Below are 14,129 nucleotides of genomic sequence, written 5' to 3' on the forward strand. Positions count from 1 at the left end.
GGCTCGAGGGTATGCGGCAACGTTTGCATCGGGGTGCTGCATCCACGCAGCACAAAAAATTTGACGAAACACTTAAGGCTTCGTGGGAAGACTTGAGAGCTTTTCTTCTATGCACCCGCCACCAGAGCTTCAGGAATGCCGCCGAAGTTCTCGGCCTGACCGGCACGACGTTGATGCGGAAGATCGATCGGCTCGAGCATGAGCTCGGCTGCAAGCTGTTTATCCGCGATCAGTCAGGTCTGTCGCTCAGCGATGAGGGACATGCTCTTCTATTTGACGTGGAGCAGATGGAGCGACTTAGTTTCAACATCTTCCGCAGGGCCTCGATGTCAACTGACACTCACGGCTCAGTCCGCGTCGCAGTGACGGAAGGTCCTGGCAATTTCTGGATTTTGCCCCGATTGATCGACTTTCAGAAAACCTATCGCAAGATTATGGTCGACCTGAACTGCGCAATGGAGCAGGCGGACGTATCACGTCTCGAGGCCGACATTTCCATTCAATTGGAACGACCAACAGATCCAGACCTCATCGTCACTAAATTGGGAAGGCTTCACATCTATACGTTCGTCTCGGAAGCCTATCGAGATGCGTATGGCGTGCCCACGTCGCTTGCAGACCTTCGAAATCACCGCATCGTCAAGCAGCATGGCGTTCAGCTCGACGAGACCGGTTATGCGCGAGTACTCGGTCTTGAGTCCTTGGAGGGAATTGTCGGCATTTCGACCAATTCAAGCGTTGCTGTACTTTATGCGATTGAGCGCGGCGCAGGCGTCGGCTTTCTGCCGACATCGGCGATTGCCTTGGGCGCGCCACTCGTACCGGTTGATCTTGGGATCAATTACCACATGGATCTGTGGCTCACCTACCACAAGGAGTTCCGTCACTCCGACCGACATAAGCTGGTCATCGACTGGCTCAAAAGCATCTTCGATCCGAAGGTCTACGCCTGCTTCCGAGACGAGTTCATCCACCCGACAGCCCTGATCCCGCTCATGACAGCATCACGGGAGAATTTCGGGCTACAGGGTTATATCGCCCCCAAGCCTGTGTAGGCCTGCCACTCGCAGCCTCCTTCGCCGCAACACCAGCGGTATATCGATACTCCTCCGGCTCCGAACGGCCGCCACATCCCCTCCAGCCGCGACCGCGGGCCGATCCCCGTCCGGTAGGTCGCAAGAGTGGTACGGGCGCTTGGAACCAGAACGGGCCCACGGAGACGGAGCCTCCAAATTGGAGCCGCCGACTGCGGCGATCCGTCCGCAGTTCCACCCAAAGTCACTCGTTCGGCCGGACGCCGACCGGCACATCGGCAACCCATGTGGTTCCGCAGCCACAACTCTCGGAATTGAGACGCAGGCGCAGCCCTCGTCCTACGCCCGCCCCAATCTTGCTATCCGGCGCAAATCGTGTTGCAATCTCAGGTGCAATCGGATCCGGCCGTTCGACTGTGCGTTTCGCGACTTCGGAAATTGAACAGACTTCGGGAAGCCCGTTTGTGGCGTGGCACGCAATTCGCGTGGCCGCGTCTTTTTTTCGTCTAGACGAGGAGACAACGATGCCGATGCACAAAGGCACCGTCAAATGGTTCAACCCGACCAAGGGTTATGGGTTCATCAAACCGGCAGGGGGCGACAAGGACGTCTTCGTCCACATCTCCGCTGTGGAGCGCGCAGGCTTGTCCACGCTCAACGAAAACCAGGCGGTCGAATATGACCTTGTGGAGAGTCGCGGCAAGACGTCGGCCGAGAATCTGAAAGTGTCCTGAACCAAGCTCAGCACACTATTCTCTTACCGCCATTCGCCTGGACGGATCGCGACACCCGTCGCGTTCCGAAATACACCTCAACACCGGATCTGCCGATCTTCGCATCTGGCCGATCGGTCAAACTTCGTCATGGCTGGCACAGGCGGCCATGACCCCCACCCCCGGCCCTCGCCGGGGGAATTTGCCCGATCAGCGCGCTCAACCGGCCGGTGCTGGCCAAACCAGCGCCTGACCTTGCGGACCGGCTGTCGTGGTCTTGCACAGATCGCCTTCCAAACGCACCTGTCCTGCGGCAAGCAGCCGCAAAGCGGCAGGATAGATGCGATGCTCGATCTCGAGAATCCGCGTCGAGAGCGTCTCCGCCGTGTCGTCATCGCCGACCGGGACCGCCCCCTGCATCACGATCGGCCCGGCATCGGTTTCGGGGATGACGAAATGCACGGTCGCCCCCGAGATCTTCACCCCAGCGCGCAAGGCCTGGCCGTGCGGGTCGAGCCCCGGAAATGACGGCAGCAGCGAGGGATGGATATTCAGCATCCTGCCGTGCCAGCGCAGCACGAACTCGGCCGTGAACAGGCGCATGAAACCGGCGAGGCAAATCAGCTCGATGCCGTGCCGATCGAGCGCCTGCTGCAACACCGCCTCGAAACCGGCGCGGTCCTTGCCGAACGGCTTGCTCTCGATCACCAGGGTCGGGACGTTCTGGTCGGTCGCCCATTGCAGACCGGCGGCATCGGCGCGGTTCGAGATCACGACCGCGATCTCGGCCGGAAAATCGCTTGCTGCCGCTGCGCGGACCAAGGCCGCCATGTTCGACCCGCGGCCGGAAATCAGAATGGCGACACGTCGCTTCATGTTGTCACCGCGCCAAGTCGAGATGACCGTTATAGACGACGCGCTGTTCGCCGTGCTGACCGTCCTGGACCGGGATCACCTCACCCAAGAGCGTGACGCTCTCGCCGTTCGCAGTGAGGACCTCGCTGACCTTGTCCACGGCATCGGCCTGCACGATCGCGATCATGCCGATGCCGCAGTTGAAGGTGCGCAGCAACTCCAGCTCGGCGATGCCGCCCTGCTCCGCCAGCCATTTGAACACCGGCAGCACCGGCAGGCGGGCGAGGTCGATGGAGACGCCAAGCTGCTTCGGCAGCACGCGCGGGATGTTGTCGGTGAAGCCGCCGCCGGTGATGTGGGCGAGGCCCTTCACGGCGCCGGTCTCGCGGATCGCCCGCAGGCATGATTTGACGTAGAGCCGCGTCGGCGCCAGCAGCGCGCCGCCCAGCGTCATGACAGGCGCGAACGGCGCCTGGGCATCGAAACCGAGGCCGGATTGCGCGACGATCTTGCGGACCAGCGAGAAGCCGTTGGAGTGCACGCCCGACGAGGCGAGCCCGATCACCGCATCGCCGGCCGCGATGTCGCCCCGCGGCAGCAGCGTGCCGCGCTCGGCCGCCCCAACCGCAAAGCCGGCCAGATCGTAGTCGCCATCCTTGTACAGGCCGGGCATTTCGGCGGTCTCGCCGCCGATCAGCGCGCAGCCTGACTCGCGGCACCCTTCCGCGATGCTGGCCACGATGGAGGCCGTCGTCTCCGGATCGAGCTTGCCGCAGGCGAAGTAATCCAGGAAGAACAAGGGCTCGGCCCCCTGCACCACGAGGTCGTTGACCGACATCGCCACGAGATCGATGCCGATCCCGGCATGCAGCCCGGTCTCGATCGCGATCTTCACCTTGGTGCCGACGCCATCGGTCGCCGCGACCAGCACAGGGTCCTTGAAGCCGGCCGCCTTCAAGTCGAACAGGCCACCGAAGCCGCCGATCTCGGCGTCGGCGCCGGCGCGCGCGGTGGCGCGAACCATCGGCTTGATCAGATCGACCAGGCGGTTCCCGGCATCGATATCGACCCCCGAATCCGCGTAAGTGAGCCCGTTTTTGCGCTCGGCCATGGTAAAACCCTTAATTTCGTCCGCTGGTTACGTCGAATTCTCGCTGCGCGCAATGGCTCGCAAGGGATCGATCCCCATACTATGTTGGAGCTGGCTGGTTCTCCCCGCCTGATGAATCGGGCATTGCGATCTTTTCGGCAGCCGGGACGTGTTGCGTGACCATTCCCCACTCTATTCCAAATCTGATTACCCTGGGACGCATCCTGCTGGTCCCGATCGTGGTGTGGGCCATCGCCTCCAACCAGATGGAGATCGCCTTCGCGGTGTTCGTGGTGGCCGGGATCAGCGATGCGGTCGACGGCTTTCTGGCCAAGCGCTTCAATCTGCGATCCGAACTCGGCGCGCTGCTCGACCCACTTGCCGACAAGGCGCTCCTGGTCTCGATCTTCATCACGCTCGGCGTCTGGGGCGCGATCCCGCGCTGGATCGTGATCCTGGTGGTCTCGCGCGACATCATGATCGTGTCGGCGGTGATCGTGTCGTGGCTGTTCGATCGGCCGGTCGCGATGCGGCCATTGATGGTATCGAAGCTGAACACGGCGGCCCAGGTTGCGTTCGCTGCGCTGGTGCTCGCCTCGCTCGGTTTCCGCTTCGACCCCAGCCCGTACGATGGCGTCCTGATGGCCCTGGTGACCGTCTTTACGCTCGTCTCTGTCGCGCTTTATCTGGTGGAGTGGGTGCGTCACATGAACACCATCGAACCCAGATGAGCCACCGGCTCCACAACGACCGATCCAAGATGGAGCAGACCTGACGTGGCCAGCCACACGCCTCCTCGCCAACTGGCGCTTGCGCTGCCGCATGCCGAAAGCCTCTCGCGCGACAATTTTTTCGAAGGCCCGTGCAACGCCGCAGGCCTCGCGCTGATCGAGGCCTGGCCGGAATGGCCCGCGAAGACCATGTTCCTGGCGGGACCGGAGGGATCGGGCAAAAGCCATCTCGCCGCAATCTGGGCCCAGCAGGCCGGCGCGCGCTCGCTCTCGGCCCATGCGCTCGAAGCAGCCGCCGTGCCCAGCGCGCTCGTCACCGGCGCCCTGGTGCTGGAGGATCTCAAGGCCGGCGACATCGACGAACGCGCCCTGTTCCATCTGCTCAATCTGGCGCGCCAGGACGGCGCCTACGTCCTGATCACCACCTGCCAGACACCGGCGTCGCTGCCGATCGCGCTGAACGATTTGCGCTCGCGGCTGCGCGCCATTCCGGTGGTCGAGTTGCTGCCGCCGGACGACCAGTTGTTTCGGGCCCTGATCGTGAAATTGTGCGCCGACCGCCAGTTGACGATCGACGAGGCCGTCGTGAGCTATCTGGCCACTCGGATCGAACGCTCCTACGCGGCCGCCCGGGAGGTGGTCGCCCTGCTGGATGCCGAATCCTTGCGGCTCGGCCGGCCGGTGACGCGAGCGCTCGCCGTAGAACTGTTGCGAAAACATGATCAATCACCTCCCGCGTCTTGACGTTCTCCCTGGCGGGAACATCAATGGGCGCGGATGCGTCAACCGATGATCGGCCCGCATCGCAACGCGCGGCCAGCCCCGGCTTTCACTCACGATGGACCGACTTCTCATGGACTCTGCGCAAGCTACTGAAATCAATGAGAAACAGGCGGCAACGCCCGCGCCGCCGTCGATCGCCACGAGCCCCGAGCGCTTCATCAATCGCGAGCTCTCCTGGCTGCATTTCAACCGCCGCGTCCTGGAGGAATCGGTCAATCCGCGCCATCCGGCATTGGAACGGGTGCGGTTCCTGTCGATTTCCGCCAACAACCTTGATGAATTCTTCATGGTCCGGGTCGCCGGCATCCGCGCCCAGGTGCGCGAGGGCATCGCCGAGCGCAGCCCGGACGGCCTGACCCCGCTCGAACAGCTCAAGGTCATCAACGAAAGCGTATCGCAGCTTGCGATCGACCAGCAGGCGATCTGGCGCGACCTGCGCCGCGTGCTCGCCGAAGTCGGGGTGGTTTTGGTGGATGGCCAGGATCTCACCAAGGCCGAGCGCAACTGGATCGAGGATCACTTCCTCGCCAACATCTTCCCGCTGCTGACGCCGCTCGCGATCGATCCCGCGCATCCCTTCCCGTTCATTCCGAGCCTCGGCTTCACGGTGGCGCTGCAGCTGACGCGTGTCTCCGACGGCCGGCCGATGAATGCGCTGATCCGCATGCCCGGCAAGCTCGACCGCTTCATTCGCTTCCCCGGTGCCAAGGACGGCGTGGTGCGCCTGATCACCCTGGAACAGGCCACCGGCCTGTTCATCGGCCGTCTGTTCCCCGGCTACACGGTCAAGGGACAGGGCGCCTTCCGTATCATCCGGGACTCCGAAATCGAAATCGAGGAAGAAGCGGAAGACCTGGTTCGGCTGTTCGAGACGGCGCTGAAGCGGCGTCGCCGCGGTTCGGTGATCCGGCTCGAGATCGAGGCCAACATGCCGGCGGAGCTGCGTCTCTTCGTGCAGGAGGCGCTGTCGACGACGGGCGACGAAGTGTTCCTGGTCGACGGCGTGCTCGCCATGAACGAGCTGTCGCAGCTGACGCGGGTCGATCGTCCCGATCTCGAATTTCAGCCCTATGTGCCGCGTCATCCCGAGCGGGTGCGCGAGCATGGCGGCGACATTTTCGCCGCGATCCGCCAGAAGGACCTGATCGTCCATCATCCTTACGAATCCTTCGACGTCGTCGTGCAGTTCCTGCAGCAGGCCGCGCGCGACCCCGACGTGGTCGCGATCAAGCAGACGCTGTACCGCACCTCGAACAACTCGCCGATCGTGCGCACGCTGGCGGAAGCCGCCGAGGCCGGCAAATCGGTGACCGCGCTGATCGAGCTGAAGGCCCGGTTCGACGAGGAAGCCAATATCCGCTGGGCGCGCGACCTCGAACGCGCGGGCGTGCAGGTGGTCTACGGCTTCCTGCAGCTCAAGACCCACGCCAAGCTGTCGATGGTCGTGCGCCGCGAGGGCGGCAGCCTCACCACCTATGTCCACACCGGGACCGGCAACTATCATCCGGTGACCGCGCGCATCTACACCGACCTCTCCTATTTCACCTCCGATCCCGTGATCGGCCGCGACGTCACGCGTGTGTTCAACTACATCACCGGCTATGCCGAGCCGATCGACATCGAGAAGATGGCGGTGTCGCCCCTGACCTTGCGCAAGCGAATGATCGAGCACATCCACGGCGAGATCAATTTCGCTCGACAGGGCAAGCCGGCCGCGATCTGGATGAAGATGAACTCGCTGGTCGACCCCGACATCATCGATGCGCTCTACGAGGCCTCCCAGGCCGGTGTCGTGATCGAGCTGGTGGTGCGCGGCATCTGCTGCCTGCGCCCGGGCATTCCCGGGCTGTCGGAGAACATCCGCGTCAAGTCCATCATCGGCCGCTTCCTGGAGCATGGCCGCATCTACTGCTTCGGCATGGGCCACGGCCTGCCGAGCGCCAAAGCGGCCGTGTACATCTCCTCGGCCGACATGATGCCGCGCAATCTCGACCGTCGCGTCGAGGTGCTCTGCCCCATGCAAAATCCGACGGTGCATCAGCAGGTCATGGAGCAGATCATGGTCGCAAACCTCATCGATACCGAGCAGAGCTGGCAGTTGTTGCCGGACGGATCGTCGAAGCGTATGAAGGCCGCACCCGGCGAGGAGCCGTTCAATTTGCACAACTACTTCATGACCAATCCGAGTCTGTCCGGCCGTGGAAAGTCGCTCAAGGAATCATCGCCGCGCCGCCTCACACGCCGCAAGTGACGTGACAGTCTTGTATTGCGGAATCCTGCCGTGAAGCGGCCGCGCAAGCGGGGGCCGACGCGACCTCAAAGCGTCGGCGTCATCGACATCGGCTCGAACTCGGTCCGTCTCGTCGTGTATCAGGCGCTGGAGCGCAGCCTCCTCACCGTCTTCAACGAGAAGGCGCTGTGCGGGCTCGGGCGCGAGGTCCAGACCACCGGCCTCTTGGCAGCTGATGCCGTCGACAAGGCGCTCACGGCGCTGACGCGCTTTCGCGCCCTGTGCAAGGTGCAGCAGGTCGGGCGCGTGCATGCGATCGCCACCGCCGCCTGCCGCGACGCCTCCAACGGCCCCGACTTCATCGCACGCGCCGAGAAGATCTGCGGCGCCAAGATCCAGATCCTGTCGGGCACCGAGGAAGCGCGCTATTCCGCGCTCGGGGTCGTCTCCGGCGTTCACAAGCCGGACGGCATCGTCGGCGATCTCGGCGGCGGCTCGCTCGAACTGATCGATGTCCGCGGCCACCAGGTCCATAGCGGCGTGACGCTGCCGCTCGGCGGGCTCGCGCTGCAGGACCTCGCCGAAAAATCGCTGAAGAAGGCGGAGCGGATCGTGCGCGACGCACTGACCGATCTGCCGCAGCTCGTGGCCGGGCCCGGCCGCACCTTCTACGCCGTCGGCGGCACCTGGCGCGCGCTGGCGAAGATCCACATCATCCAGAGCGGCTATCCGCTCAGCGTGATGCACGGCTATGCCATTCCGGCTGCGTCGGCGCTCGATTTTGCCCGCCGCCTGCGCGAGCTCGCAGCAGCCGACATGCTCGCCGACATCGAGGCCGTGGCCGAGGCGCGGCGGCCGCTGCTCACCTATGCGGCCTTGGTGCTGGAATACGTCATCCGCGTCGCCAGGCCGAAGACCATCGTGTTCTCGACCTATGGCGTGCGCGAGGGCCTGCTCTACGCCAAGCTCTCCGAGAGGGAGCGCGCCGAGGACGGGCTGCTCAGCGCCGCGCAAAGCCTGAACGAACTGCTGTCGCGGTCGGCCCGCCATGCCCGCGAGCTGATGGACTGGACCGATCGGCTGGTTCGGGTCGCCCATCTCGAGGAGACCGAGGAGGAGCGCCGCCTGCGTCATGCGGCCTGCCTGCTGTCCGACATCGGCTGGCGGATGCATCCGGACCACCGAGGCGAGGAGACCTATGGCCTCATTCTCAACGGCAATTTCGGCTCGATCAGCCATGAGGGCCGTATCTTCGTCGCGTTGTCGGTGTTCTTCCGTTACGAGGGCTTTCGCGACGAAGCGGCCCCGCCGGCTCTGATGCGGCGCCTGCCGAAGGCCCAGATCGAGCGCGCCAGGATCCTCGGCGCGGCGTTCCGCGTCGCGCACCTCATCTCGGCCGCCCGCCCCGGGGTGCTGCCGGCGACCCATTTCCGCAGCCGCGACGACCAGCTGATGCTGGTGTTCGAACATCGCATGGTCGATCTCGTCGCCGACCGCGTCGGCGGCCGCTTCAAGCAGCTGGCCCGCCTGATCGGCCGTACCGGATCGGTGGTGCTGAGCTAGTTGTCGATCTGCCGCGCCATCAATGCTACGCATTGAGAGACCCCAACTGAACATGCGATCACCGTCTCGCGGCAGATGCTGCCCGAGTTGCGCTTAGCTCAGACGCCCTCGCATACGAAGGGCGCAGGGAATGCCGGGCGCTGGCCGCAACCCATGGCCCGCCTGCAGAAGAAAAAGCAGGCGGCAGTCACCACAGGTCCAGCCGAGACATCCGGCATTCCCTGCGCGATGGCTTTACGACTTATACGTGATCTCCCCAGGGACCGGCTTTCTTGCCCCTGTACCCGCGATGACGCGAAGCATCATCGCGTGCGACGATGCGCCGGAGCGCATCGCGCAGACCTCAGCACCGGGAGGCCAGGACCACACGACTTCATCGTCCGCAACGCACCGTTCGTCCGCGCTCGCCGAGCGCTGCCGATGCTTCACGGCCACCGCCTCCCCGCCTCGCGTGTCGTGACGATCGCGCGCAACGCCCCTCCGTGGTGAGGCGGGATGGCGTCAGAGAAACATGATTTCCGAAAATACGAAACAGGAAAATTTTTCACGCGAGGACTGGACAGGCTGATTTGCGTTGAAATCGCTGGCGAACTTCGTGTTTCGGCGCAGCGGCTTGAAAGCGAATTTTGCGGCTGCATGCGATCTCGCTCCCGGCAAGACCGATCGGCCCGTCCGGTTCGCCTCCCCCAAGCGTCGCCCGCCAACGGGCCGCACCGTCGCCTCAAGGCAGCAGCTATCGATCTAGCCCGGACCGGAGTCCGCGTGAACCTCACCTGCAGACATCGGCGCTTTCAAGCGTGTGGTCAGCTTAGGGCCGATTTCGTTGAAAAAGTCAGCGGTTGCGACGCAGAGATATCGGTGATTCAGTCTGTCTAGTGGGCAGGACTGAAGGTCATGATGGGGCATCGGCAAGTCGAACAGGCTGCGTTGTTCTATGAGTTCTCGCTGGAAAGGCACATCCCCGCCGACCACCTCCTGCGGTCGATCGATAGGTTCGTCGACCTTGAGGACTTACGGCGGGAGCTGGCGCCGTTCTACAGCAACATCGGGCGGCCCTCGATCGATCCGGAGCTGATGATCAGGATGCTCCTGATCGGCTATTGCTTCGGCATACGATCGGAACGGCGCCTCTGTGATGAAGTCCACCTCAATCTGGCATACCGCTGGTTTTGCCGGTTGGGTCTGGATGGAACTGTCCCCGATCACTCGACGTTCTCGAAGAACAGGCACGGCCGCTTCCGTGAGAGCGATCTCTTCCGTCGCGTGTTCGAGACCGTCTTGCGCCGCTGCATCCGGGAGCGCCTGGTCGGCGGCGAAGGGTTCGCAGTCGACGCGAGCCTGATCAAGGCGGATGCCAATCGGCAGAAGGGAATCGAAGGCGATAAGGGGCTTCCGCCGGAGGCTGCGGGTCGAGCGATCGACGAGTACCTTGCCGTTCTTGATGATGCCGCGTTCGGTGCCGCGACGGAGGTCACGCCCAAGTTTGTGTCGCCCTCCGACCCGGCGGCGCGCTGGACGGGAGCGCACGGCGGCCAAGCCTTCTTCGCCTACTCGACGAACTATCTGGTCGACGTCGAGAATGCGATCATCGTCGATGTCGAAGCGACCACGGCGATCCGCCAGGCAGAAGTATTGGCCGCCAAGCGCATGATTGAGCGTTCAATCGAAAGGTTCGATCTTTATCCAAGCCGGCTTCTCGGCGACAGCGCCTATGGCTCAGCTGAGATGCTTGGCTGGCTAGTCTACGAGCAGGGGATCGAGCCGCACGTGACCGTCTTCGACAAGTCGGCCCGCACCGACGGGACCTTCTCGCGTGAGGCCTTCACCTACGACCATACCAGGGACGTCTATCGCTGCCCCGCTGGCAAACCCCTCACCACTACAGGGACGCTGGTGAACAACGATACGACGGTCCTCTACCGTGCGAGCAAGCACGATTGTCAAGCATGCTCTCTAAGAAGCAGGTGTTGCCCCAACACCCCGGCCCGAAAAGTGCCGCGCTCGATCTACGAGGGCGCTCGCGACATGGCACGCGAGATCGCAAGCTCATGGGAAGGCCGCACTTCACGCCGGCTCCGCAAGAAGATTGAGATGCTGTTCGCGCATCTCAAGCGCATCCTCAAGCTGGATCGGCTGCGACTAAGAGGGCCGAACGGCGCACGCGACGAGTTCACCCTGGCTGCAGCCGCTCAAAATCTTCGTAAGATGGCCAAGCTGATCCCGATGTCCACACCGACGCCCGCGTGAACCACACCGCGCCAATTCGTCCTCGAAACAGCTGGCGTTCACGACGAAACTACTGCCGACTTTTTCAACGGAATCGGCCAATAGCAGACTAGCTGGCCCCAAGATGTTTCATTCCCCTCGCCGAAGGGCCTTCCAAGCCAAAAGCGCTGCTGCGAAAAATGAAATGGCGCAAAAGGCAACAGTTCCCAATGCACGGACATTCGGACGTGGCTCGTTAATCCACACAAGCGCGGCCAAACAGAGAAGCGCAGGGACGGCGCAAGCTTGCGTAGCGATGTATTGCTTCCGTAGCGCCAGCGGAGCACGAGGGCTCCAGATGAAAGCATCGACCTCGAACCTACGAGAAAAGGTGTCCAGCGGCTCATAGGGATGTGACTTGGCCAGCTCCGCCATCACGTTCATGAAGCCCCATCCGGCAATGCCGAGGAGTGCAACAGCGAGCATGCACAAAAGAAATGACATCCCGCATCCCATAACATCTGCACCGTGGCCTGAATAGTCCGCTTTGGGTCTTGGCCGCGTGAAAACGTTTTGTTGCGGGGGGGCGCCGCGTTGAACCCCGTGGGGTCCCCGGATTGGCGCCGAAATGGCATGATTTACGGTGAGGCGCCGGAAGCCAGCCCAGTGGCTTGCCCGAGCCGCTGTGATCGATGATGAGGTTGGCGGCACGCGCGACAGCACTCCTCCTCATGCCTGAATCGCCGCGATCAGCGCACCAGCACCCATGATGTTCATCACGCGCGTTAGATTGTAGGCGAGCACGTGCAGCGCCATCTCAGTGGCGACCTTCGGCAAGCGCTTCGTCAAGAAGTGCGGCGCGCCCATGCGCATCTTCAGTGTGCCGAACGGATGCTCGACCGTTTCGCGACGGCGACGCATCGCCTGAGGATCAGCATCGAGCCGCCTCTGTGCATCCTCCATGACGTGCTCATGCTCCCAACGAGAGATGACACGGTTTTTGGCCGTGGTGCAGCGTGCCTTCAGTAGGCAACTCCCACAAGCTTTCGTAACGTAGCGCCGAATGGTGCGTTCGCCATCCACTGTTGTCAGCCAATATGCCAGCAACTCGCCAGCCGGGCAGCGATACACATCCTGCTTGGCCAGGTATGCGAAGTCGTGCTTTCCGAACTTGCCCTTCGCCTCCATGCCGGTCGTGTTTGGCTTCGGTAGAGTCACAAGGATATCAGCGTCGGCGCAAGCCTTGATCTCCTCCCCTGTGTAATAGCCTCGATCGGCCACGGCCTCGAGCTTGTCGACGCCGAGCACGGCCTTGGCCTGTTTGCCCATGTTTGCCAGTTGAGCGCGATCTGAGCCGCTATTCGTTACTTCGTGCGCGATGATAAGGTGATGCTCGGTATCTACGGCAACCTGCACATTGTAGCCAACGACGCCCGAGCCACGGCCGCTCGTTGCCATGGACCGACTGTCGGGATCGGTCAGCGAGATCTGTTGATCTGGTGATGCCAACATCGCCTCTTCGTAGGCTTCGAGCTTGTGCATCTCGCTCTTAAGCTTGGTGAGCTTTTCCTTCAGATGCGCCGTCTTCGCGGCGAGAGTCTCAGATGGCTCCTGCAGATCTGCCGTGTCGAGCTGTGCGAGATAGCGCGAAGCGCTCTCCTCCAGTTGCTGGCGACGGCGCTCCACCTTGCCCTTTGTGAAGTTCTTGTCACGCGTGTTGACCGCCTTGAACTTCGATCCGTCGATGGCGACGCTCGCTTTCGTCAGCAATCCCATCCGCCCGCAGAGCTCAACGAACTTCGCGCACACCTTCTTGATGCCGCGGCCGTTGTCGCGACGAAAGTCGGCGATCGTCTTGTCGTCGGGCGAAAGCCGTTGTAGCAGCCAGATCACCTCAAGATTGCGTCTTGCCTCGCGCTCCAGCCGGCGGCTCGACTGGATGCGGTTGAGATAGCCGTAGATGTACAGCTTGAGCAGCACCGCTGGATGATAGCCGGGTCGCCCGGTCGCCGACGGTTCGATGTCCTCAAAACCCATCCCATCGAGATCAAGAGCTTCGACAAACGCATCGACAACGCGAACCGGATTGCTCTCACCGACCCAATCATCGAGGCATTCCGGCAACAACGTCGATTGATCGCGATTCGCGCCTTCAATGAACCGTCGCATCGGTCGTCTCCGAAAACCCCGAGACGATCTCTATCTGACTCGTCGTTTTCACGCAGCCAGGGTCAAATGCGCTCCTTCGGTCACATCATTGCCTGCTTCCGGTTGAACTCCGGAAGCGGAAATCGGCGGCACGGGCCTAGGTGATGGACGACATCGCAAGCTTGATCCGATATGGAGAAGTCGCCAAATCTGAGCGGCCCTTGCATGGAGGATGAGATGAGAGGGGCGCGAGAAATCACCGGGGCGATCTTCGCCGGTTTGGAAATGGCGCATGCCGCTCTGCGCACCTTCACAACCGATTGGTCGAATGTATTGCAACCTCCTGATGTTACAATCCGCTTGATCGACAACGCCAGTTGGCTTGCCTTCATAGCTTTTGCCGCCGTCGCGTTCAGACGATCTTCCTACAGATGGTTGCGGACGATCGCCGCATTCCTTGCGCTTCTTCTTCTGCCGATCGTTGCTTTGCTGTTGTTTGGCCGGTACGGAGGACCCATCCTAGAAGTTATTCCTATTGATTGGATGGCGACACTGCCCGCCATTATGCAAATCGCTGTTCCCGCGATGCAGCTGGGCATTGCCGGTTTTGTCTATCGTTGGAGCGTACGCCGGGAACGGGGCGCGCTTGCGGCCGCCAGCACGAATCTCGTCATCTAAATAGATGAGGACACTGGCAAGAGAACGGTTTGCCAATTTATCCTCTGAAATTGACCATGATCTTGCTCGACCAGTTGCAAGAATAGCATCAAACACTTT

The 14,129-nt window shown here is 62.3% G+C and carries 12 protein-coding genes; 8 read left to right on the forward strand and 4 right to left on the reverse strand.

Going from position 1 to position 14,129, the window contains the following annotated elements; translation table 11 throughout:
- Positions 1–11 precede the first annotated feature (11 nt).
- Both QX034_RS31835 and QX034_RS31840 read left to right on the forward strand, forming a co-directional pair.
- Positions 12–1,055, forward strand: a complete 1,044-nt coding sequence (locus QX034_RS31835) for a LysR family transcriptional regulator (RefSeq protein WP_315703543.1) — start codon at positions 12–14, stop codon at positions 1,053–1,055.
- Positions 1,056–1,564: 509 nt separating this feature from the next.
- A complete protein-coding gene (locus tag QX034_RS31840; protein ID WP_409977513.1) occupies positions 1,565–1,768 on the forward strand; it encodes a cold-shock protein in 204 nt (67 codons plus the stop codon).
- Positions 1,769–1,966: 198 nt separating this feature from the next.
- On the opposite strand, the gene purN is transcribed toward QX034_RS31840, so the two are convergent.
- Together purN and purM are read right to left on the reverse strand one after the other, a co-directional pair.
- Positions 1,967–2,623: a phosphoribosylglycinamide formyltransferase gene (purN, locus tag QX034_RS31845; RefSeq protein WP_315729168.1), complete on the reverse strand. Its 657-nt coding sequence runs from the start codon at positions 2,621–2,623 to the stop codon at positions 1,967–1,969.
- Positions 2,624–2,627: 4 nt separating this feature from the next.
- A complete protein-coding gene (gene purM / locus QX034_RS31850) occupies positions 2,628–3,713 on the reverse strand; it encodes a phosphoribosylformylglycinamidine cyclo-ligase (protein ID WP_315703540.1) in 1,086 nt (361 codons plus the stop codon).
- A 155-nt stretch (positions 3,714–3,868) separates the two neighbouring features.
- Here purM and QX034_RS31855 point away from each other — a divergent pair, with 155 nt between their 5' ends.
- The 5 genes from QX034_RS31855 to QX034_RS31875 all read left to right on the forward strand — a co-directional run bounded on the left by QX034_RS31855 (position 3,869) and on the right by QX034_RS31875 (position 11,246).
- Positions 3,869–4,423 (forward strand): CDP-alcohol phosphatidyltransferase family protein, encoded by a 555-nt coding sequence (locus QX034_RS31855; RefSeq protein WP_315703539.1) that lies wholly within the window; start codon positions 3,869–3,871, stop codon positions 4,421–4,423.
- Between the two features lie 45 nt (positions 4,424–4,468).
- Complete coding sequence (locus tag QX034_RS31860; RefSeq protein ID WP_315703538.1) at positions 4,469–5,167, forward strand: DnaA ATPase domain-containing protein; 699 nt, start codon at positions 4,469–4,471, stop codon at positions 5,165–5,167.
- A 109-nt stretch (positions 5,168–5,276) separates the two neighbouring features.
- A complete protein-coding gene (locus tag QX034_RS31865; protein WP_315703537.1) occupies positions 5,277–7,457 on the forward strand; it encodes an RNA degradosome polyphosphate kinase in 2,181 nt (726 codons plus the stop codon).
- A 30-nt stretch (positions 7,458–7,487) separates the two neighbouring features.
- Positions 7,488–8,999 (forward strand): exopolyphosphatase, encoded by a 1,512-nt coding sequence (ppx, locus tag QX034_RS31870; protein WP_315703536.1) that lies wholly within the window; start codon positions 7,488–7,490, stop codon positions 8,997–8,999.
- Positions 9,000–9,893: 894 nt separating this feature from the next.
- A complete protein-coding gene (locus QX034_RS31875; RefSeq protein ID WP_315764670.1) occupies positions 9,894–11,246 on the forward strand; it encodes an IS1182 family transposase in 1,353 nt (450 codons plus the stop codon).
- Positions 11,247–11,354: 108 nt separating this feature from the next.
- On the opposite strand, the gene QX034_RS31880 is transcribed toward QX034_RS31875, so the two are convergent.
- Together QX034_RS31880 and QX034_RS31885 are read right to left on the reverse strand one after the other, a co-directional pair.
- Positions 11,355–11,708 carry a hypothetical protein gene (locus QX034_RS31880; RefSeq protein ID WP_315729932.1) on the reverse strand — a complete coding sequence of 118 codons (354 nt, stop codon included), beginning with the start codon at positions 11,706–11,708 and terminating at the stop codon, positions 11,355–11,357.
- A gap of 225 nt (positions 11,709–11,933) precedes the next feature.
- Entirely contained in the window at positions 11,934–13,373 is a 1,440-nt protein-coding gene (locus QX034_RS31885; protein ID WP_316196254.1) for an IS1182 family transposase, read from the reverse strand.
- 204 nt (positions 13,374–13,577) lie between these two features.
- Between QX034_RS31885 and QX034_RS31890 the strand changes: the two genes are divergently transcribed.
- On the forward strand, positions 13,578–14,030 hold the full coding sequence (locus QX034_RS31890; RefSeq protein ID WP_316196255.1) for a hypothetical protein: 453 nt from the start codon (positions 13,578–13,580) through the stop codon (positions 14,028–14,030).
- The last annotated feature ends 99 nt before the right edge of the window (positions 14,031–14,129 follow it).

The organism is Bradyrhizobium sp. SZCCHNR3119, assembly GCF_032487775.1.
GTDB lineage: Bacteria > Pseudomonadota > Alphaproteobacteria > Rhizobiales > Xanthobacteraceae > Bradyrhizobium.